21 protein-coding genes are annotated in these 19479 nt (G+C 45.0%); 17 read left to right on the top strand and 4 right to left on the bottom strand.

Annotated features, from left to right (window positions below):
• The first annotated feature begins 17 nt into the window (after positions 1-17).
• The 16 genes from AC13DA_RS08900 to AC13DA_RS08825 all read left to right on the top strand — a co-directional run bounded on the left by AC13DA_RS08900 (position 18) and on the right by AC13DA_RS08825 (position 13191).
• Entirely contained in the window at positions 18-920 is a 903-nt protein-coding gene (locus AC13DA_RS08900) for a class II glutamine amidotransferase (RefSeq protein ID WP_007146753.1), read from the top strand.
• A 25-nt stretch (positions 921-945) separates the two neighbouring features.
• Positions 946-1674 (top strand): GltB/FmdC/FwdC-like GXGXG domain-containing protein, encoded by a 729-nt coding sequence (locus AC13DA_RS08895; protein ID WP_007146752.1) that lies wholly within the window; start codon positions 946-948, stop codon positions 1672-1674.
• Between the two features lie 25 nt (positions 1675-1699).
• The gene (locus AC13DA_RS08890; RefSeq protein ID WP_284451002.1) at positions 1700-3031 is read left to right on the top strand and encodes an FMN-binding glutamate synthase family protein; all 1332 of its coding nucleotides are present in this window, start codon (positions 1700-1702) and stop codon (positions 3029-3031) included.
• Positions 3032-3270: 239 nt separating this feature from the next.
• A complete protein-coding gene (locus tag AC13DA_RS08885; protein WP_284451003.1) occupies positions 3271-3507 on the top strand; it encodes a hypothetical protein in 237 nt (78 codons plus the stop codon).
• 29 nt (positions 3508-3536) lie between these two features.
• Positions 3537-3947, top strand: a complete 411-nt coding sequence (locus AC13DA_RS08880; protein ID WP_284451004.1) for a hypothetical protein — start codon at positions 3537-3539, stop codon at positions 3945-3947.
• The gene (locus tag AC13DA_RS08875) at positions 3944-4123 is read left to right on the top strand and encodes a hypothetical protein (RefSeq protein WP_273179644.1); all 180 of its coding nucleotides are present in this window, start codon (positions 3944-3946) and stop codon (positions 4121-4123) included. Before AC13DA_RS08880 ends, AC13DA_RS08875 begins: the two co-directional genes overlap by 4 nt.
• Positions 4120-5514, top strand: a complete 1395-nt coding sequence (locus AC13DA_RS08870) for an APC family permease (protein ID WP_284451005.1) — start codon at positions 4120-4122, stop codon at positions 5512-5514. The genes AC13DA_RS08875 and AC13DA_RS08870 overlap by 4 nt, the downstream gene beginning before the upstream one ends.
• A gap of 11 nt (positions 5515-5525) precedes the next feature.
• Positions 5526-5954: a universal stress protein gene (locus AC13DA_RS08865; protein WP_284451006.1), complete on the top strand. Its 429-nt coding sequence runs from the start codon at positions 5526-5528 to the stop codon at positions 5952-5954.
• A 65-nt stretch (positions 5955-6019) separates the two neighbouring features.
• A complete protein-coding gene (locus AC13DA_RS08860; RefSeq protein ID WP_284451007.1) occupies positions 6020-6703 on the top strand; it encodes a hypothetical protein in 684 nt (227 codons plus the stop codon).
• Positions 6690-6977, top strand: coding sequence for a hypothetical protein (locus AC13DA_RS08855; RefSeq protein WP_284451008.1), 288 nt, complete (start codon positions 6690-6692; stop codon positions 6975-6977). Before AC13DA_RS08860 ends, AC13DA_RS08855 begins: the two co-directional genes overlap by 14 nt.
• A gap of 228 nt (positions 6978-7205) precedes the next feature.
• Positions 7206-7994 (top strand): GTP cyclohydrolase FolE2, encoded by a 789-nt coding sequence (gene folE2, locus AC13DA_RS08850; RefSeq protein WP_284451009.1) that lies wholly within the window; start codon positions 7206-7208, stop codon positions 7992-7994.
• A 14-nt stretch (positions 7995-8008) separates the two neighbouring features.
• Positions 8009-9160, top strand: a complete 1152-nt coding sequence (ribBA, locus tag AC13DA_RS08845; RefSeq protein WP_284451010.1) for a bifunctional 3,4-dihydroxy-2-butanone-4-phosphate synthase/GTP cyclohydrolase II — start codon at positions 8009-8011, stop codon at positions 9158-9160.
• A 54-nt stretch (positions 9161-9214) separates the two neighbouring features.
• Positions 9215-9529, top strand: coding sequence for a quaternary ammonium compound efflux SMR transporter SugE (gene sugE, locus AC13DA_RS08840; RefSeq protein ID WP_007146741.1), 315 nt, complete (start codon positions 9215-9217; stop codon positions 9527-9529).
• Positions 9530-9681: 152 nt separating this feature from the next.
• Positions 9682-11364: an APC family permease gene (locus AC13DA_RS08835; RefSeq protein WP_284451011.1), complete on the top strand. Its 1683-nt coding sequence runs from the start codon at positions 9682-9684 to the stop codon at positions 11362-11364.
• Positions 11365-11581: 217 nt separating this feature from the next.
• Positions 11582-11917 (top strand): helix-turn-helix transcriptional regulator, encoded by a 336-nt coding sequence (locus AC13DA_RS08830; RefSeq protein WP_284451012.1) that lies wholly within the window; start codon positions 11582-11584, stop codon positions 11915-11917.
• A complete protein-coding gene (locus AC13DA_RS08825; RefSeq protein ID WP_284451013.1) occupies positions 11914-13191 on the top strand; it encodes a type II toxin-antitoxin system HipA family toxin in 1278 nt (425 codons plus the stop codon). Before AC13DA_RS08830 ends, AC13DA_RS08825 begins: the two co-directional genes overlap by 4 nt.
• Before the next feature lie 274 nt (positions 13192-13465).
• Here the strand turns inward: AC13DA_RS08825 and AC13DA_RS08820 are convergent, their stop codons facing one another.
• The 4 genes from AC13DA_RS08820 to AC13DA_RS08805 are packed head-to-tail and all read right to left on the bottom strand — an operon-like array spanning position 13466 to position 16718.
• Entirely contained in the window at positions 13466-15262 is a 1797-nt protein-coding gene (locus AC13DA_RS08820; RefSeq protein ID WP_284451014.1) for a DUF2326 domain-containing protein, read from the bottom strand.
• Entirely contained in the window at positions 15249-15443 is a 195-nt protein-coding gene (locus tag AC13DA_RS08815; RefSeq protein ID WP_482945906.1) for an ABC-three component system middle component 8, read from the bottom strand. Before AC13DA_RS08815 ends, AC13DA_RS08820 begins: the two co-directional genes overlap by 14 nt.
• 37 nt (positions 15444-15480) lie before the next feature.
• Positions 15481-16440 (bottom strand): ABC-three component system protein, encoded by a 960-nt coding sequence (locus AC13DA_RS08810; protein ID WP_284451015.1) that lies wholly within the window; start codon positions 16438-16440, stop codon positions 15481-15483.
• Complete coding sequence (locus AC13DA_RS08805) at positions 16437-16718, bottom strand: addiction module antidote protein (protein WP_284451016.1); 282 nt, start codon at positions 16716-16718, stop codon at positions 16437-16439. The genes AC13DA_RS08810 and AC13DA_RS08805 overlap by 4 nt, the downstream gene beginning before the upstream one ends.
• 490 nt (positions 16719-17208) lie before the next feature.
• Between AC13DA_RS08805 and AC13DA_RS08800 the strand changes: the two genes are divergently transcribed.
• Positions 17209-19401, top strand: coding sequence for an oxidoreductase (locus tag AC13DA_RS08800; protein ID WP_284451017.1), 2193 nt, complete (start codon positions 17209-17211; stop codon positions 19399-19401).
• Positions 19402-19479: the final 78 nt, after the last annotated feature.

The following is a 19479-nucleotide window of genomic DNA, read 5'->3' as shown; positions in this document are numbered from 1 at the left end:
ATGTTAGGAGAATAGTTATGTGTGGAATCGTTGGCCTGTATTTGAAAAACGATAAATACCAAGACCGTCTGGGTGAACTGTTTGCGCCAATGTTAATTGCGATGACAGAACGTGGCCCTGACAGTGCCGGCTTTGCTGTCTATGGTGATGAAGTGGATCAAGGTGTGAAGTTAACGCTTCGCAACGAAGATGAAAATTATGATTGGGCTGCATTGGCAAAAGACATTGAAGCCAAACTGAATACAAAAGTCGACTGGTTCCAAAACAGCAAAGTGGCGGTATTCAAAGTCGATATCGATGCTGAAACCGTTGAAAACTATCTGATGGAAAATCATCAGGACGTGCTGATCATGAGCTCAGGTAAATCTATCGAAATCCTGAAAGAAGTCGGTTTACCAGAGCGTATCGTCAATCTGTTCCACCTGGAAAACATGAAAGGCAGCCACATCATCGGTCATACACGTATGGCAACTGAATCAGCTGTAACCATGGCGGGTAGCCATCCTTTCTCAACAGGTATGGATCTGTGTCTGGTACATAACGGTTCTCTGTCTAACCACAACCGTCTGCGTCAGGAACTGAAACGTGAAGGCATTCACTTTGAAACTGAAAACGATTCAGAAGTGGCTGCGGGTTACCTGACATACCGTTTACAACAAGGCGATAGCCTGACAGAAGCGTTAGAGCATGCTTTAGACGATCTGGATGGTTTCTTCACCTTCACTATCGGTACTAAAGATGGCTTCGCTGTCGTGCGTGATCCGATTGCTTGCAAACCTGCGGTGATTGCAGAAACAGATGATTATGTGGCCATGGCCTCTGAGTATCAGGCTTTAACAACATTACCTGGCATTGAAAACGCCAAAGTTTGGGAACCAGAGCCTTCAAAAGTCTATGTTTGGGAACGTACCACGCACTAAGCAATGGTGTATGAGGAGAATATAAATGAGTACTAAATCTGTAGCAGAATCAGTGACCACATCCGGCGGCAAGCAAACGGTGGATTTGGCACAACAAACAGTTCGTGATTTGAATCAGGCGCTGCATGATCAAAACAAGGAACTGACCATTGCTGAATGGGAAGTATTAAACCCAAAAGGGGAGCATAACCTGGCTGTTGGTCTTGATCAGAAGCTCAAAGTCGATATTCATGGCCCAGTCGGTTACTACTGTGCGGGTATGAACAAAGAAGCCGACATCACTGTTCACGGTCATGCTGGTCAAGGCATTGCTGAAAACATGATGTCAGGCAGTGTCCGTGTGAAAGGTAACGCTTCATCAGCAGCCGGCGCGACAGCCCATGGCGGTTTGTTAGTGATTGAAGGTGATGCCGGTTCACGTTGCGGTATCTCGATGAAAGGTATTGATATTGTGGTGAAAGGCAATGTCGGTCATATGAGCTGCTTTATGGGCCAAGCTGGTTCACTAGTGGTCTGTGGTGATGCCGGTGATGCGTTGGGTGACTCGCTGTACGAAGTGCATATCTATGTCAAAGGCGCAGTGAAATCACTGGGTGCTGACTGCATCGAAAAAGAAATGCGTCAGGAACACCTGGATGAACTGTCGGCTTTATTAGAAAAAGCCGGTGTGGATGAAGATCCAAAAGCCTTCAAACGTTATGGTTCTGCTCGTCAGTTGTACAACTTCAAAGTTGATAACGCGAGTGCGTATTAATTGCTGATATTGCGAGGAAATAGAAATGACTGAAAAGAAAAAATACACGACTGTACCGCGCGAGTCAGCGACGTTTGATAAATTGACGATGGCTGAAATCCGTCGCGCTGCTGATACGGGTATTTATGATATCCGCGGTGCCGGTGCCAAACGTAAACTGCCCCATTTCGACGATCTGCTGTTCCTGGGGGCGAGTATGTCGCGTTACCCATTAGAAGGCTATCGTGAAAAATGTAATACCTCGGTGACCTTAGGTACCCGTTTTGCGAAAAAACCTATCACTATTGATACGCCTGTCACGATTGCCGGTATGAGCTTCGGCGCGCTGTCTGCCTATGCTAAAGAAGCGTTAGGACGTGGTGCATCAGCAGTGGGTACATCGACCACCACAGGTGACGGTGGTATGACACCGGAAGAACGTGGTCAGTCAAGCAAACTGGTTTACCAATACCTGCCATCACGTTATGGCATGAACCCAGACGACTTACGAAAAGCAGATGCGATTGAAGTGGTATTGGGCCAAGGTGCAAAACCAGGCGGCGGCGGTATGTTACTGGGTCAGAAAATTACTGAACGTGTTGCCAAAATGCGTACCTTACCAATGGGCGTAGACCAACGTTCAGCATGTCGTCATCCTGACTGGACGGGGCCTGACGATCTGGAAATCAAGATCAAAGAACTGCGTGAAATCACAGACTGGCAAGTGCCTATCTACATCAAAGTCGGTGCAACTCGTACTTACTATGATGTGAAGCTGGCGGTGAAAGCGGGTGCTGATGTTATCGTCGTCGACGGTATGCAAGGTGGTACAGCGGCAACGCAAGACGTGTTTATCGAACACGTAGGTATCCCAACCATGGCGGCCATTCCTCAAGCGGTTCAAGCGTTACAGGAAATGGGTATGCACCGTAAGGTTCAACTGATTGTGTCTGGTGGTATCCGTAATGGTGCTGACGTCGCGAAATGTATGGCTTTAGGTGCTGACGCGGTGGCTATCGGTACTGCTGCATTGGTGGCATTGGGTGATAACGATCCTAAATGGGAAGAAGAGTACCAAAAACTGGGTTCTACAGCGGGTTCCTACGATGACTGGCACGAAGGCCGTGACCCAGCCGGTATTTCTACCCAGGATCCGGAACTGATGAAACGCTTTGACCCGGTTGAAGGTGGTCGTCGTCTGGCTAACTACATACGTGTTCTGACGCTGGAAGCACAAACATTAGCGCGTGCTTGCGGTAAGAATGATCTGCGTCATCTGGAACCAGAAGACTTAGTGGCATTAACAGTGGAATCAGCAGCGATGGCACGTGTGCCATTAGCCGGTACAAGCTGGATTCCAGGCACACACACATTCTAAAAAAATGTTGTTGTGCCATTGATAGTTAAAAACCGGTGTTACAAAGACAATGTGGCTTATAGCGATCCTTACCCCGTCAATATAAGTTGCCTTGTCTGCGTAACATCGGTTTTTTTCTTTTTCTCAGCAAAACAGGAGGACAGTGTGTAAATCATTTTTAACCATTAGAAGAGAGAAATATAACCATGAATAATAAAATAAAAAATCGTATTCAAAATATGTATCTACGAGACTGCATCATGGCTTGGGCAGATGTGCTTTTTATCTGGCTGGCTGTGGGTTTCGTCCTCATTAGTATCTTAAGCATTCTGGAAGATCCGGTTATCCGATGGGTAATGATTATTTCCAGTGCTTTGCTCGTTCTTTTCAATACCGCTTCTGTCGGTGCGATGACTAAGCACTACGCAGAAGATAAAGAGTTTATCTACGGATTGGACATCAAACATCTCGATGAAAATAGAGCAGCGAAGCGCTAATTGCCGAGTGATTTTAATGAGGAAATCTTATGTCTACTTATGTACCAAAGGTACAGTCTAAAAAGGGGCAGTTGTTTGATAGTCTCTTTATTCTGATACTTGTCTATGTCAGTTTGTATATTCCTTTGTTTCTTGAATCTGATTCTAAATCAGCAAGTGACACCACCTCATCTCAGGTTATCTCCTGGGAATCCCTAAACGTCTCACCTGTTGAGCAGGAACAATGGCAGAAGCTGGGTTTTGATGAAACCTCAGCGGCTGAAATCATTAACGATAAGTTTGATTACACCATTGATCCGTTGATGCTTGGTATTACGGCTTTAGTCATTATTGGCTATTTCATCTTTATGCTGCGTGTCTCTGAGTCTCAATACCGTGAAGTGATTGCTGAAAAATTTGGTGATAAGGCTTCGCTTTCTGAACAGGAGGCACAACGATGAGCTATTGGGAAATCTTAAGTTACGCCGCCTGGATTATCTCAGCCATGCTATTGCTGTGGATTCTGGTGGATGCACTCAGTGTGTCTCGTCAGTTTGATGAATCGCTACTCATGAGTTCGCGTGAAGGCGCTGATGAACTGATGGCAGAGCTCGAGCGAGAGGAGGAGCAGTCATGAGTCAGCAATCTTCTTCTCAATCCGGGGAACAACGCATTTCAATGCTGAAGGTGTTGAACCCTTTCCATATCTGGGCGCTGGGTGTGGGTATTGTTCTGGTCGGTGAATTTATGGGCTGGAACTTCTCTGTTGCCAAAGGTGGTGCTTATGGTGCCTTGATTGCCTGTTGGGTCATTGGCTTACTCTATAGCTGTGTCGCGATGATCGATTCGGAAGTCACGTCGACCGTGGCGGCGGCTGGTGGTCAGTACACGCAGGCAAAACACATTATTGGTCCGTTAATGGCCTTTAATGTGGGCTTGTATCTGGTGATGGCCTATACCATGCTGGAAGCAGCGGATGCTTTGATAGTCGGCGACTTGATGGCGGCTGTGGCATCAGCAACGGGCTTCCATGATCTGAGTCCGCAACCCTTTGTGGTGCTGACCATTTCGTTTCTGGCCTGGCTGAATTACCGTGGCGTGTTTATGACGCTGACGGTGAATTTTGTCATTACTCTGTTTGCCTTTCTGGCGATTTTGGCCTTATTCATTGGGGCTGATCCGCTTAACCCCGGGCATATTCTGAAACACAGTGATCTGTTAACAGAATTACCGTATGGCTGGATTGGTGTCGTCGCTGCATTGCAGTTTGGCATGTGGTATTACCTCGGCATTGAAGGCACGTGTCAGGCAGCCGAAGAGGTGAGGAGTGCAGGTCGGGCGATTCCTCTGGGCACGATTGGTGGCATTTTGACCTTATTAGTGGCAGCGACACTGACCTGGTATATCTCGACGGGGCTGATGCCATGGCAATATTTAGGTCAGGCGACCACGCCGTTATATGACGCTGCTTCGATCATTGGTAATCCGGTATTACAGGTCGTGTTGTTTATCGGCACCATGTTTGCGGCCATTGCTTCGGCTAATGGTTGTATCAATGATGCGGCTCGTGCCTGGTTTTCCATGGGGCGGGACCGATATATGCCGACCTGGTTTGGAGCGATTCATCCGCGTTACCGCACGCCGTTCAGATCGATTATTTTCCTGATTCCCATTGCTGTGTCATTTGCATTCACAGGTTTACTGGATCAGGTCATTACCTTTTCGATTCTGTCCGGTCTGCTGGGTTACACCTTCATGTCTATCAATATGGTCAAGTTCAGAAAAATGTGGCCATTGGATGTGATCAAACGGGGCTATATCCATCCGTTCCATCCTATTCCTGCATATACCTTGCTGGGTTTATGTTCTCTGGTCTATTTCGCGACCTTTCTGGGGTACGGTGCGTCGTTACTGTCGATTATGGCGTTTTACATTGTGGCCTCGATCTGGTTTGTGAAACGACGTTATCAGTTCGTGAAGCGGGGTGATCAGTTCACCATGCCCTGGCCACGGCCCAAAGGTTATTAGGAGGAAGCAGCATGAAACATATTTTATGTGCAACGGATGGATCTCATAGTGCGATCAAGGCCGTCGATTTTGCTGTGGATCTGGCGAAATCGGTCAATGCTAATCTGACTTTTATCCATGTGGTCAGACCGACCAGTGACGATATTTCACATAGCTATTTTTGGGATTCGAGCATTCTCGATGCCGCTGATGCGCAAATCCAACAGGAATTACGCGAAGCCATGGTACGTGCCACATCTCAGGGACTAGAGAATGTGTTTTGTATAACGGCAGCTGGCCACGATATTGCCAAAGCCATTGTTGATTATGCTGAGAAACATGAGCATGACCATGTGGTGACTGGATCGGTTGGGCGCAGTGGCATTGCAAAAGTGTTATTAGGATCGATAGCGCAGCATATTGTGCAGCGATCCCACTGTCCGGTGACCATCGTCAGATAAGCCTTAGTCCCGCAGTACTGTCATGGCTGCGGGACTCTTTTTCTGAGGGAAAAGAGGAATATTGAATGAATGTAGATGCTATATACGCCATGATTTTTGTGTTGTTAGGGAGTACTTGCTTGCTGCTTCTATATCGCCATCATCATCGCCATGTGTTGGTATCAAGACAGCAGGTATTTGATGATTGCCATGAGGTTGTTCAGATGACGTCATCAACGCTTGATGGACAAGGATACGCCTCTGTTTTTGCCGATTGGAATAATGCCAGGGTAAAGCTTTCAGTGGAGGTGGATAACCTCACGGCAAGAAAGTTACCAGTGATGTGGATGCATATAACCTTGTATCGAGCACATAAAGACAGCAGTGGCGCGACCCTCGATATTTTAGTCAGACCACAAAATACCGAGAGTTTCAGTCCGTCATGGCAGTGGATAAAACCGGTGATGCCTTTAGCTGGCTGGCCGCAACATGCCCGTTATATGACAAAGACCCAGCCGCCACCATTAGCAGAGATAGATCAAGATATTAAAGACTTGTTTGCTGATTCTCGCTGCAAAGAGTTACTGATTACCCCGATGGCGATTCGGCTCACTTGCTTAGCTAAGCAATCAGACCGCGGCCATTATTTATTACTACGGGCCATTAATTTTGATGACAAACCCATTGAGGCAAGCTTGATAGCCGGTTTATTACACAAGTTAGATAACTTAGTGACTCACCTGGATGAGGTGCAAGATGAAGCAGCCTAGTCGCCTATTGCAGGGACCCGTTCATCCCTATCTGGTGCTATTGATTGCCATTGTGTTGCCCGGAGTGGGGCAGGTAGTGAATCAAAATCCCATGCGCGGTTTGACCATGTTGTTTTTTATGCTGGTGTTAGGTGTGGTGACCTATCAAATGGCCGCACCAGGTATTTCGGTGATAGGCCAGTTTGCTGGCGGGATTTTTATTTATGCATTATCGATTATGGATGCCTATATGTGGGCCAGAATTCGTTGGGAGCAAGCCAATTTCTCTCAATAGGTAAGGGTATAACCCCAAGGTAGTAATCCTTCTTTGGAATTTTTTTACCCCTGAAAGTAAGCAATACTTAACCTGAAGTTGGTTTTAGATGAAACCGTTTCTTCATGGTTATCCTCGGACTCTTTGCGATTTGAGACCTTTGGGTGAATGACTGATGAGATTCAGTCATTCACACCATTTTTTCAGTTGATTCAACCGATGTGTGAATCAAAAAAACAAGGATACATAATGAATCTGCCTTTAACACATCGACTTGAAGATGTTCAAAATACGCCTGACAAACGCCAGTTAATCATCGATAAAGTCGGTATAAAGTCACTGCGTTACCCGGTTTTATTTCAATCAACTACCGAAACACCTATACGTGTTGTGGCCGAATTTAATATGTATGTGCATTTGGCGGCTGATGTGAAAGGCACCCATATGTCACGTTTCATTGAATTACTGGAACGCCCTGACGCGATATTCAGCCTGAGCAATATGCCCGCATTTATGAACGATATGCTGGAATTATTAGGTGCCAAACAAGGCCACGTCAGCTTACGTTTTCCGTATTTCATCAGCAAAACCGCACCGGTTTCAGGTGTGAAAAGCTTTATGGATTACGATATTACGCTGACAGCCGATTACACCGACAAACTGGAACTGACCGTGAAAGCTGAGATCCCTGTGACCAGCCTTTGCCCATGTTCTAAAAAGATTTCAGATTATGGTGCACATAATCAACGTTCTTTGGTCAGTGTTGAAGCACGCATCAGTGAAGAGATGACGCTGGATGCCTTGATTCAATTGATTGAAGAGCAAGCCTCCAGTCAGCTTTACGGGCTGTTGAAACGCCCGGATGAAAAGTATGTGACCGAATTTGCTTATGACAATCCTAAGTTTGTTGAGGATTTAGTCAGAGATATTGCTGTCGCACTAGCTCAACAGGACACCGTGTCTGGTTTCCGTGTGGAATGTGAGAACTTTGAATCTATCCATAATCATTCTGCCTACGCCATTATTGACCAGTTATAAGGAGCTATATCCTCATGCCACAATCTAAGTTGACGTCTTATTCTCAACCCGCACAAATAGCCAGTGCAGAAGCGATTATTGAGGATATTCGACAGGGCAAAATGGTTATCTTAATGGATGATGAAAACCGTGAAAATGAAGGTGATCTGGTTATGGCGGCCAGTCATGTTACTGCCGAAGCAGTGAATTTTATGGCGATGCATGCACGCGGTCTCATTTGCCTGACATTAACTGAAGCACGCTGTCAGCAGTTAAACCTGCCATTAATGGTAAAACAAAATAAAGCCGGTTTTGAAACTAACTTTACGCTGTCTATTGAAGCGGCTGAAGGCGTCACCACTGGCATTTCCACACAGGATCGTGCGTTGACGATTCAGGCTGCTGTGGCGGCTAATGCCACACCGGAAGATATTGTCAGTCCTGGTCATATTTTCCCGGTCATGGCCAGAGCGGGGGGCGTGTTAACCCGTGCAGGACACACAGAAGCTGGCTGTGACTTGGCGGCATTGGCAGGGCTGGAGCCTGCTGCTGTTATCTGCGAAATCATGAATGAAGACGGCACCATGGCCCGTCTACCGGATCTTATTGAATTTGCTAAACAGCATGACTTAAAAGTAGGCACCATTGCCGACCTTATCGCTTATCGTCACCAGCATGAGCAAAATGTCATCCGCCTGAATGAACGTGAAATGCAAACCATGCTGGGTTCATTCCGTCGTCATGATTATTTAGATAAAACGACAGGTATGAAACATCTGGCACTGGTCTACGGCACGCCAGCTGCCGGTGATGAAACGCTGGTCAGGGTACATGCACCGTTTAATAGTCTGGACTTGCTGGATTACGACCGAAACGGACATACCTGGAGTGTGGCCGAAGCCATGCAATATATTCAGCAGCAAGGCTCGGGTGTGCTTGTCCTGCTGCATGGGGATGAAGAGGAGTGGCAGAGACTCGTTCAGTCAGATCGAAATTACGCCGAAGAGTATGTACTCAAACACTATGGCATTGGGGCTCAGATATTAAGAGATCTGGGCGTCACCGAAATGCGGCTGATGACCTGGCCGAGAAAACTGCCATCAATGAGCGGTTTTGGCTTGAGTGTCACTAACTATGTCTTACCAGATGACTTAGCAGAAAAACTTTCTGCATCAGCCGTTATATAAACGCTGTTGTTAGCTGGTTAGGTATCAATTAATAAGTAATAACAAAGGATTAATATGGCTTGGGTAGCATTAGTAGTAGCGGGATTACTGGAAGTCGTCTGGGCGGCAGGACTGAAATATTCAGAAGGTCTGACTAAGTTAGGGCCCAGTCTGTTGGCACTGGTCACCGTTGCCTTGAGTTTGTGGCTGTTAGGTGTAGCAATGAAAACCCTGCCATTAGGCACCGCTTACGGTGTCTGGGTCGGCATCGGAGCGATTGGCACGGTGATTTTCGGTATTGTGTTTTTATCTGAGCCAGCGACCATTGCACGTCTGTTCAGTATCCTATTAATTCTATCGGGTATCATCGGGCTGAAAATCTCTCACTAAACAGGCGGCAGTCTGCTTTTGTTTATGGGCTCACCTGAGTGGTTTCTCTATACCCGTTACTGTTAACCGATACCGTTAATAAGAGGCGTGGTATGTTACTGCTTGTTTTGACTGACAATGGTGTCAGCATAAGTTAGGTGAGGTTAGAGACGGTGGAAAACAAAGCCCAGCAGCCGATAACACTTTCTCTTTACAATCGTTTTTCATTACATCGCAGTATCGACTGGACTGGTGCTTTCTGGCTGGCCAGTGGTGTGCCAGCACTGGTGTTATTTTCGATGGGGGCGATTGCCGCCACAGTCGGTAAACCGGCCTGGTTAATCTGGATTGTGTCTATTTCTATCGGGCTTGTTCAAGCCTTTACCTATGCCGAAATTGCCGGATTATTCCCTCATAAAACCGGCGGTATCTCGGTGCATAGCTCGGTTGCCTGGGCAAATTACAGTAAATGGATAGCGGCCTTATGTATCTGGTGTAACTGGGTGGCATGGGGGCCGGTATTAGCCATCGGCTCTGCTTTGGCAGCAGGCTATATTTTGAATGTGACCTATCCGCCGGATGCGGTGATTAATACCTGGCAGATAACCTTACTCGATCTGAGCTTCCTTAAAGCGGGACTCTGTCTGCGAATCAATGCTGTGTTTATTATTGGCGCGGTATTGATGGTGTTGGTATTTGCCATTCAAAACGGCGGCATTTTACGCTCCGCCAAAGCCATGATGATTATTGGCTTGTCCGGGCTGGCCCCATTGATGCTGATTGCCATTGTGCCATTGATTACCGGTGATATGGTTATGAGTAACTTTTACCCATTAGCGCCGCTTGCCTATGACAGTGATGGTTATGTAATACCCGGTGTTTGGGATATTAAAGGCTGGTCTTTAGTGGCAGGCGCTTTGTTTATTGCGGCCTGGTCAACCTATGGCTTTGAAACGGCCGTGTGTTACACCCGTGAGTTTAAAGATCCCAGCCGTGATACCTACCGCGCTATTTTATATTCCGGTTTATTATGTTTATTTGCCTTTGTGCTGATTCCTTTTACTTTTCAGGGCCACATGGGATTAGGGCAAATGATTGAGCCACAGCACTTTAATGCTGCCGGTGAAGTGATTCAACCAGCTCAATATGACGGCATGCTAGCCGCGGATATTTATAGTGGCATGGGCATCGCCAATGCGCTTTATGGCATTGTAGGTAATAGCGGCATTATGGTGGATATGTTTGTGGTGATGTTGGTGCTGGCACTGATGTTATCGATTATGACCACGATGTCCGGGTCGTCTCGCACCTTATACCAGGGCTCAATTGATGGTCTATTGCCTAAATACCTGTCACAGGTAAATCAGCACGGTGCACCCACTAGTGCGATGTGGACTAATCTTATTGTTAACCTGATGTTACTCAGTCTGTCTGATTATGTGTTTTTGCTTGCTGCATCTTGCGTTAGTTACATCATTTTTAACTTTCTGACCCTCAATGCCGGTTGGATTCACCGTATCGACAGGCCCAACTGGAAACGCTCATATCGAACCCCAAAAGTCTTATTTATCGCCGGTATCGCCATGGCCTTTTTGAATATTACCTTTATGGCACTGGGAGCTAATATCTGGGGCGGTGGCACATTGATGAGTGGTTTGATTCTGGCCAGTCTAAGCATTCCACTGTTTTGCTGGCGGCATTACTTAATCGATAAAGGCCAACTACCGTCATCGATGCAAGAAGATATTCAGGCTGGCAACACCACAGAAACTTCCCGTAAAGCAGGCCGATGGCCTTATCTGGTTTTACTGTTCAGCGTGTTGCTGGTGGGCGGGATTCAGTTTTTAGTTAGTTAACTATCGGCTTGAAAGATATAAGGCATAAAAATTATTTATCCATTTTGCCGATTCCCTTGATCTCCCTGATTTCTAAATACTTCTATGAAAGCAATATATATGTTTCTTTTTTAAACGAGTTTGCTTTTTATACTTAAAAGCAACTTATATGTTGCCAATATGTAAAAAAGAAACTAATATGTTTCTCATTGGTAAATAGCAACTTATATGTTTCATTATGAATTCACTACTCGACCAGATCAAAAAACGCCGTATCGAATTGGAACTCAAGCAGCACGATATGATGCTGCGCATTGGTATATCGCGCCAGCAATATCAAAGATTGGAATCCAAAGGCAATCCACGCCTTGATACTCTTGAACTTATTGCCAAGGGGCTTAAAAGTGAATTACTGCTGATACCACAGGAAAAATTAAATGCTGTACTGGCGGTATTGGCTGACGATAACTCGTCACTGATTGGGTCTCCAAGCAAGCCAAATACGGCGGACAAAGAAAAAAGTAGCTCATTGGCTGACGATCCATGGCAGGGATTGCTGGGAGAAAATGAATGAGCACAGACAGCAGTGATGAAGTAAACGTATTACAGCTCTCCATCCACGGCGTACTGGTCGGCTATCTCGCTGGCTTTAAGAATGGCCGCAATGTATTGAGCATTGCAGACTCATTTAAAAATGATCCTGAGCGCCCGACATTCAGCCTCATCACTCACCCTTCATTTCCTAAGGCGGCTGAGCTCATGGCCGACCCATGGGTTCGGAATCAACGGCTACATCCAGTGCTTTCAAACCTGCTGCCAGAAGGCTCGTTGCGCGAACTCATTGCGCAAGGCCTGAAGGTGCAGGTTGATAATGAATTTCACATTCTCTCGTACCTTGGCGAAGACTTGCCGGGGGCAATCGAAGCTACGCCAATGGAGCCTGAAGATGTGCCTGATTACATCCTGAGCACTCACGGAAAGGCTAAGGCGGTTAAGTTCGATAAAGTTACCCAAGAAAACAAGTTTTCCTTGGCTGGCGTGCAAATGAAGTTTTCCATGAAGGAAAAGGATGGGCGCTATAACTTATCGAAGGGCAATGTCCTGGGTGATTGGATCATCAAAACGCCTTCAACCAAGCACAAGTTTGTGCCACTGAATGAATACACTGCCATGTCACTGGCGGGGATGGTCGGTGTTGATATTCCTGAGATCAAACTTGTTGACCTAGATAAGCTCGATAATCTGCCACAAATTAACTTACCGGATGAAAAGCAAGCTTTTGCCATTAAGCGATTTGATCGTGATCATGACCAGCGTATTCACATGGAAGACTTTGCACAAATTCTAGTGAAGTATCCACACGAAAAATACACTTCAGCCAATTATGAGAATATCGGCAAAGTCATTTATGACTTTTCTGGCGACGGCCTTGCTGACGTGCAACAGTTCGCAAGACGATTACTGGTGAATATTCTTTTGGCAAATGGTGATGCCCACCTAAAAAACTGGAGCTTTTTGTATCCTGATAAGTTGACGCCGCGACTTTCTCCTGCATACGATATCGTCACAACGAGTGTGTATATCGAAAATGAAACCAAATATGCGCTCAACCTCGGTAAAACCAAAGAGTGGTATACCGTCACCATGGCGCATTTTCAGTCATGGGCAGAGAAATCTGGCATTCCATGGCGAGCGATTAAACCTCACTTAGATGACACAATGGCAAAAGCTAGAGAGCTATGGCCTGAAGCGCTGAAAACACAAGCAATGGACGAAGTACACAAAGAAGGCCTTAGAACGCATTGGGCCAAGCTTCAGGACGATTTTATGATTGAAGCCAAACAGTGACGGTTCTTAGCTAACGGATAAGTAAGATACACCGCACATTATTGATAGATACGAATTAATAGGGGAGGAATGTTTGACGCTTTACTTGGGTGTCAATGCACATTCTCAGTTTGAAGTTTTGTCATTATCAAGTTTGCCGACCCCTTGATTTTGTAGTTATCAAGTTTGCCAACCCTTTGATTTCTCGTCAGTCAAGCTGTTCCATTTTCTTCTACCGTAAGTCCGATTTCTTATAACCAAGTTGGCTGACCCTTAATTTTGGACTGCCTAGACATTACCAGGCTTTCATCTTAAACAGACGTCCTTTTTCTCCTTCGTCATGCAGTTGATGCACGATTTCTGACTCATCAAAAACGGAAGGCTCCTCTTTCTCTCTATGCGGAAGATCGGAGTCAATCAGCGTTATTATGGATTGAATACCCATATCGGCATATTGGCGGATAACAGCTAGTAGATTTTCCTTTTTCCGATTATCAAGTGACTCAAAAACACCATCATGAAATGCAAAGTGAGGAAATTTCTCGCCTAGGTGGGCCCTAAGCACAGACAGATCAAAAGCTATGCATAACAATTTTCTATATGTATGCCCCATATCTGCACTAGTTGAGTTTCCTGACTCATCAAGAATTTCAGCCTTAAATTGCAAGTGCCCCTCGCTGTTAGGCGAAACACTTAACAATGCTTTTCTGTTAATCACATCATCTACAATCTCGCTAAAGTACAACCGTATCTGGGAAAAGAGGCTAGTTTTTTCCGAATTTTGCTTCTCAACATTACTTTCAATTTCAGACTGGAGATGACTACACTCTTCCGACAATCTTCTAATTTCGGCCCTTAATTCCTGCAATCGATGAATATGCTTCTTCTGTCTCTCCAGGGCCTCGATATCTGCGCGAAGCAAAACAAGCTCATTGGATAATCCTTTATATTTATTGAATACCTCTGTATCACTTAAGAAAGACAGCGTATCTGCTCGTTTTTTTCCAAGCGAATTAAGCTCGCCATTAATTTTTGATATTTCCGACTCAACCTCGGATTTTTCGGTTATCAGGTAACTGAAACGCTCTTCAGTTATTGACTTATTAAATTCTATCAGCTGATCAAAATCCTTTTTAACCTGCCCGGAAAATAAAATTCCAGCTTCTTGAAAAATTTTCTGTGCATCTTCAGTGTTGAAGATAATCTTATCTTCCTCAAGGGACTTTAATATCTTTTTTCTATTTTGATTTAGCGAGTATCTTCTCCGGTTTAACTCCGCTATTTTTTCGTCAAGCTCGTCGACCAGATATTTGGTCTTTTCTTTGTCTTGTTGTCTAAAATCAAATGAATCGAGGAGCTTTTGCTTTTTTTCAGCATCCTGCTGCTTAATCAACAATATGCCTTCGATTTTACTAACATCCTCAACCGATCCACCCAGCTCTTTTCTAACGGTGCTCTCTATATCTTCCTTCTTGCTTAGCTCTTCTTCCTTTTGATAATGCTTAACTAACAAATCGGCATCGAACCCAAGGATATGTGATAAGTAGGGTTTCCAGTAGGCATCTCGAGAACCGAACTTGCGTAACTTGAACACATCATTGTAGTCATCCTGAGATCGAATAAGATATCCAAGCCCATTTCGATACGTCCACGGCTTGATTGCCGAGAGGTCTAGCAAGCTATCGAGAAGTTCCTTTGCTCTAGCAAATGGAACATCAAGATGATCCCAACGCTCATCAGCAAGAGAAACATAATCTTGATGTTGTTCATTGTGTTTTTTAAAACTGATTTTAGAAGCCTGTGAAACACTCCGCCGAATTGTCAAATAGCTATTATCGTTTAACTTTACTTCGACGAAGAAGATAAAAGGACTAAAAATATCTTCATGTTTAAACAGGAAAAATTTTGGATCGCGCTTTGATAAAAGAGTGAAGTCAATAACCCTTCCAAGAGTGCTTTTCCCCAAATTATGGGTGTCTCTAGTTTTATTTTCAGGGAGACGAATTTCGCCATATATGACATTGAGCCCTGCTTTGAAAAATACCGGCTCAAATAAATCAGACCTATTTGTATAAAGCTTAGATAGTCTCATTGTTGTTTATATATTCTATTGAGTCCGTTTTTGGTCGATACTCTATCAACCCCATAAGAAATAAAAAGTTCAACGCAGGAAGAAAAAGTACATCTCCACCTATCACACTTTTCTTTGCATGAGAAAGGAGGTCGCTATAGTTGGCAATCCTTAGATCTTTCAATCTAACCAAAACAACCATCGCAACATTTATTACAGTGCGATCAGGATGTGAATGCTTAGTTGGACGAAGCATATTCTTCACTCCCAATATCACAGTTCCAATACATATAAAACAACATTACTCTAGTTAATCTTTTGTGTTTCCTGAGAACAGGATCACGAGCAAATAGCAAATCCACTAAGTGATTCATAACGCTGTCGAAGTTCTGGTGGTCTTTTCTTTTTGCTATGATTTTTAGCTGAAACTCATCAACTATGTTTTCGTAAATTTGCATTAGCTCATGATTTTCAGGCGCAGATAAAAAGTATTGAACTTGCGCAGTTTCTTTCAAATATCTTTTGCGTAGAGTATCTGCGTACTCTGCGGACATGTTGTTTATTTCGTTTTTGTCTGCATATGGAATCCGAGGTGCAGGCGGATCATCCTCAGTTATTAATCCTGTTTTCTTATGATCTGCTAAGGCGTAAACCACTTCTGACAAATCATCTGGGCTAACAACCAGAGGTGAATCAACCATATCTAGATTTGCCCTTTCTGCAACTTTAGGGAAGGTCTTTAACCACATCTCTAACTGCTCAACCCCACAAAGGCATATAGATGACTCAGGCAAATTGCATTGTGTGGATATGTAATAGCGAATTTCACTTTCTGCATTTGCAGCAAGGCGCCTATTCGCAAACAACATGTAGTGATCAAGTTGCTCCTCTTCGCGCAGTTTCTTAATTTTTAATATTTCCTTGCTTAACACGCTAGAATCGCCATCTACACTGTAAAAGTCGGCTTCCGAAAAGTGCTTGTTATAGCCATTTGTGTGTTTCGCCTGGATTATCGTAATGCCAGTCCATGGACTGGATTTACTAGGATATAAATCAGCAGTGCCTACGAACTTAGCATCTCTACCGCCATCGGGTCCTTTTGCAAAGCCCTGAGTAGAAATCCCAAGCAGCTCCTGACATAAAAAAACGACCAGTTGCTCAAATTGATCGTCGCTCAAATCTTCATAGGCATATTTCATGTTGTTTCGTCACCCACTGATTCTTGTCTAATCGGAGCGACGGTGAGACTCATTCCAATAGCACTCAACACAGACGTTAGCGTTTTTATTGTTGGGTTACCGTTTGAAGACAATGCCCTGTATAATGCCTCTCGAGATAATCCCGCTTTTTTGGCGATAGCCGACATGCCCCCATTATCTTCCGCAGTCTTACGAACTAATTCTAGCAACGAGCCAATCTCATCAGGCTTAGTAGTGGTCAAACCCATATATTTTGTCGTTGCAGCAGCTCTTGGCATTGATTGTGTACCGTTCAGTATTTACGTTTAGAATATCCAGCCGATGTATGTCGGCGTCACAAGTGTAGCTTAAAAGTTACAAAATAAACATGAAAACTCTGTCCTCAATTCATGCAGAATTGGCTCAGTGCAAATCAACAACATTCGGAATCAATAGAGCCAAGGTGTTTGATTATTATGTCGTCCCCTCTCTTGGCTTTTTGACAAAATTAAACCTGACTATCACTTTTTGTCATTAATCATTACAAGCTTTCTCAATTTAATCAATTGTTTAAATAACTAAAGTGCATATGCTTTGGTGTGATTAACTGACCAGCACAAACAGTTTCCCAAAGTATCAAGGCCTAACTTCTCCTTGGCTATACTCACTAAAAAGCAGCTCCCTCTGAGATTCGTACTACCTAGGAAGTAAGTCCTCTTAGTAATTGTTGAGAGGGGCTGTGGAACTGAAAATAGCGTTGCCAATACTCATAAAATAGGGAGAAATATAATGGCACGCGATCCTAAGCACGACATACTTTTTGAGCCAATTCAGATTGGTCCAAAAACATTGCGTAATCGGTTTTATCAGGTTCCCCATTGCATTGGTGCCGGTTCAGATCGACCAGGCTTCCAGGCAGCACATCGTTCGATGAAAGCGGAAGGTGGTTGGGCAGCGATGAATACCGAATACTGTTCAATCCATCCAGAATCAGATGATACCCATCGTCTCTCAGCACGTATCTGGGACGAAGGTGACGTACGTAATTTACGTGCGATGACGGATGAAGTTCATAAATACGGCGCTTTAGCTGGTATAGAAATGTGGTACGGCGCCGCTCATGCACCGAATATGGAAACCCGGGCAACGCCACGTGGCCCCAGCCAGTTTGCCTCAGAATTTGAAACTTTAAGCTACTGTAAAGAGATGGATCTTGATGATATCAAGATGGTTCAGCAGTACTACGTGGATGCCGCTTACCGTGCTCGCGATGCTGGCTTTGATATCGTTTATGTGTATGGTGCTCACTCTTATTTGCCTCTGCAATTCCTTAACCCGTATTACAACAAACGCACTGACGGCTACGGCGGTTCATTAGAAAATCGTGCTCGTTTCTGGGTGGAAACCCTGGAAAAAGTGCGTAAAGCCGTGGGTGATGATTGTGCGATTGCGACGCGGTTTGCTATCGATACGATTTATGGCCCTGACCAGATTGAAGTAGAAGAAGACGGCGTTAAGTTCATTGAAATGGCCGATGACTTTGTTGACCTGTGGGATATCACGGTAGGTGATATTGCTGAATGGGGTGAAGACGCTGGCCCATCACGCTTCTATCAGCAAGGTCACACTGTACCTTGGGTTGAGCATGTTAAACGTGTTTCCAAGAAACCTGTTCTGGGTGTGGGACGTTATACCGACCCTGAAAAAATGACGGAAATCGTCACTAAAGGTGTGGTGGATATTATCGGTTGTGCTCGTCCTTCTATTGCTGATCCATTCTTACCGAAGAAAGTGGAAGAAGGTCGTTATGACGATATCCGTGTCTGTATCGGTTGTAACGTCTGTATTTCGCGTTGGGAAATCGGTGGTCCTCCAATGATTTGTACTCAGAATGCGACGGCTGGTGAAGAGTATCGTCGTGGCTGGCATCCTGAGAAATTTGCCAAAGCGGGTTCTGAAGACTCGGTGCTGGTGGTGGGGGCAGGTCCTTCTGGTTCAGAAGCGGCTCGTGTATTGATGGAACGTGGTTACACCGTTCACTTATACGATAAGGCTGAAAAAGTGGGTGGTCATGTCAATCAGGTTGCCACATTGCCTGGATTGGGTGAGTGGAGTTATCACCGTGATTACCGTGAAACGCAACTGGATAAGCTGGTTAAGAAAAACAAACACAATGTGATTGCACTGGGTCAGAAACCACTGACCGCTGATGATGTATTGGAATACGGTGCAGATAAAGTGGTTATCGCCACCGGTTCACATTGGAATACGGATGGCACTAACTGTCTGACACATGCACCGATTCCAGGTGCGGATGCGTCTCAACCTGAGCAACTCACACCAGAACAAGTGTTATCGGGTGAGAAGAAAATTGGCAAACGTGTGGTTATTTTAAATGCAGACAGCTATTTCATGGCACCAAGTCTGGCTGAGAAACTCGCCACAGAAGGCCATGACGTTACCGTTGTTTCAGGTGTTCATCTGGGTAACTACATGCACTTCACTTTGGAATACCCCAACATGATGCGTCGTCTGCATGAGCTGGGTATTGAAGAAATTGGTGATCATTTCTGCACACGTATCGAGAAGAATCGCCTGGAAATCTACAACCTGTGGGGTGATGGTTCCAAACGTAGCTATCGTGGTCCTGGTGTTTTCCCACGTGAAGAAAACAAGACTCACCGTTGGTTGGAATTTGATTCTTTAGTACTGGTTACAGGGCGTTCTTCTGACAATGCCTTGTACAAAGAACTCAAAGAGCGTCAAGCAGAATGGGATGAAAACGGCATCAAAGGTATTTACCTGATTGGTGATGCTGAAGCACCGCGTCTGATTGCTGATGCCACATTTACTGGTCAGCGTATCGCAAGGGAAATCGAGGAAGACAATCCTCAGTATCCATTGCCGTACAAACGCGAAACGATTTCATGGGGCACACCACATATGCCGGGTGGTAACCACGAGATCGAATACAAGATCTAGACCGGAAAAGAAGTGTGCTGTCGATAACGGCAGCACGCTTTTCCAACCTCAGCAATCACTTATTCCTATTCCAAAAAA

This window comes from Methylophaga sp. F-2 (assembly GCF_056859315.1).
This window is presented reverse-complemented; position numbering and strand designations above follow the sequence as displayed.

What these genes read in the sequence shown, in the direction of transcription:
- AC13DA_RS08900 (WP_007146753.1), top strand. Translation starts at nt 18, where the DNA reads ATGTGTGGAATCGTTGGCCTGTATTTGAAAAACGATAAATACCAAGAC.
- AC13DA_RS08895 (WP_007146752.1), top strand. Translation starts at nt 946, where the DNA reads ATGAGTACTAAATCTGTAGCAGAATCAGTGACCACATCCGGCGGCAAG.
- AC13DA_RS08890 (WP_284451002.1), top strand. Translation starts at nt 1,700, where the DNA reads ATGACTGAAAAGAAAAAATACACGACTGTACCGCGCGAGTCAGCGACG.
- AC13DA_RS08885 (WP_284451003.1), top strand. Translation starts at nt 3,271, where the DNA reads ATGGCTTGGGCAGATGTGCTTTTTATCTGGCTGGCTGTGGGTTTCGTC.
- AC13DA_RS08880 (WP_284451004.1), top strand. Translation starts at nt 3,537, where the DNA reads ATGTCTACTTATGTACCAAAGGTACAGTCTAAAAAGGGGCAGTTGTTT.
- AC13DA_RS08875 (WP_273179644.1), top strand. Translation starts at nt 3,944, where the DNA reads ATGAGCTATTGGGAAATCTTAAGTTACGCCGCCTGGATTATCTCAGCC.
- AC13DA_RS08870 (WP_284451005.1), top strand. Translation starts at nt 4,120, where the DNA reads ATGAGTCAGCAATCTTCTTCTCAATCCGGGGAACAACGCATTTCAATG.
- AC13DA_RS08865 (WP_284451006.1), top strand. Translation starts at nt 5,526, where the DNA reads ATGAAACATATTTTATGTGCAACGGATGGATCTCATAGTGCGATCAAG.
- AC13DA_RS08860 (WP_284451007.1), top strand. Translation starts at nt 6,020, where the DNA reads ATGAATGTAGATGCTATATACGCCATGATTTTTGTGTTGTTAGGGAGT.
- AC13DA_RS08855 (WP_284451008.1), top strand. Translation starts at nt 6,690, where the DNA reads ATGAAGCAGCCTAGTCGCCTATTGCAGGGACCCGTTCATCCCTATCTG.
- folE2 (WP_284451009.1), top strand. Translation starts at nt 7,206, where the DNA reads ATGAATCTGCCTTTAACACATCGACTTGAAGATGTTCAAAATACGCCT.
- ribBA (WP_284451010.1), top strand. Translation starts at nt 8,009, where the DNA reads ATGCCACAATCTAAGTTGACGTCTTATTCTCAACCCGCACAAATAGCC.
- sugE (WP_007146741.1), top strand. Translation starts at nt 9,215, where the DNA reads ATGGCTTGGGTAGCATTAGTAGTAGCGGGATTACTGGAAGTCGTCTGG.
- AC13DA_RS08830 (WP_284451012.1), top strand. Translation starts at nt 11,582, where the DNA reads ATGAATTCACTACTCGACCAGATCAAAAAACGCCGTATCGAATTGGAA.
- AC13DA_RS08825 (WP_284451013.1), top strand. Translation starts at nt 11,914, where the DNA reads ATGAGCACAGACAGCAGTGATGAAGTAAACGTATTACAGCTCTCCATC.
- AC13DA_RS08820 (WP_284451014.1), bottom strand. Translation starts at nt 15,262, where the DNA reads ATGAGACTATCTAAGCTTTATACAAATAGGTCTGATTTATTTGAGCCG.
- AC13DA_RS08815 (WP_482945906.1), bottom strand. Translation starts at nt 15,443, where the DNA reads ATGGTTGTTTTGGTTAGATTGAAAGATCTAAGGATTGCCAACTATAGC.
- AC13DA_RS08810 (WP_284451015.1), bottom strand. Translation starts at nt 16,440, where the DNA reads ATGAAATATGCCTATGAAGATTTGAGCGACGATCAATTTGAGCAACTG.
- AC13DA_RS08805 (WP_284451016.1), bottom strand. Translation starts at nt 16,718, where the DNA reads ATGCCAAGAGCTGCTGCAACGACAAAATATATGGGTTTGACCACTACT.
- AC13DA_RS08800 (WP_284451017.1), top strand. Translation starts at nt 17,209, where the DNA reads ATGGCACGCGATCCTAAGCACGACATACTTTTTGAGCCAATTCAGATT.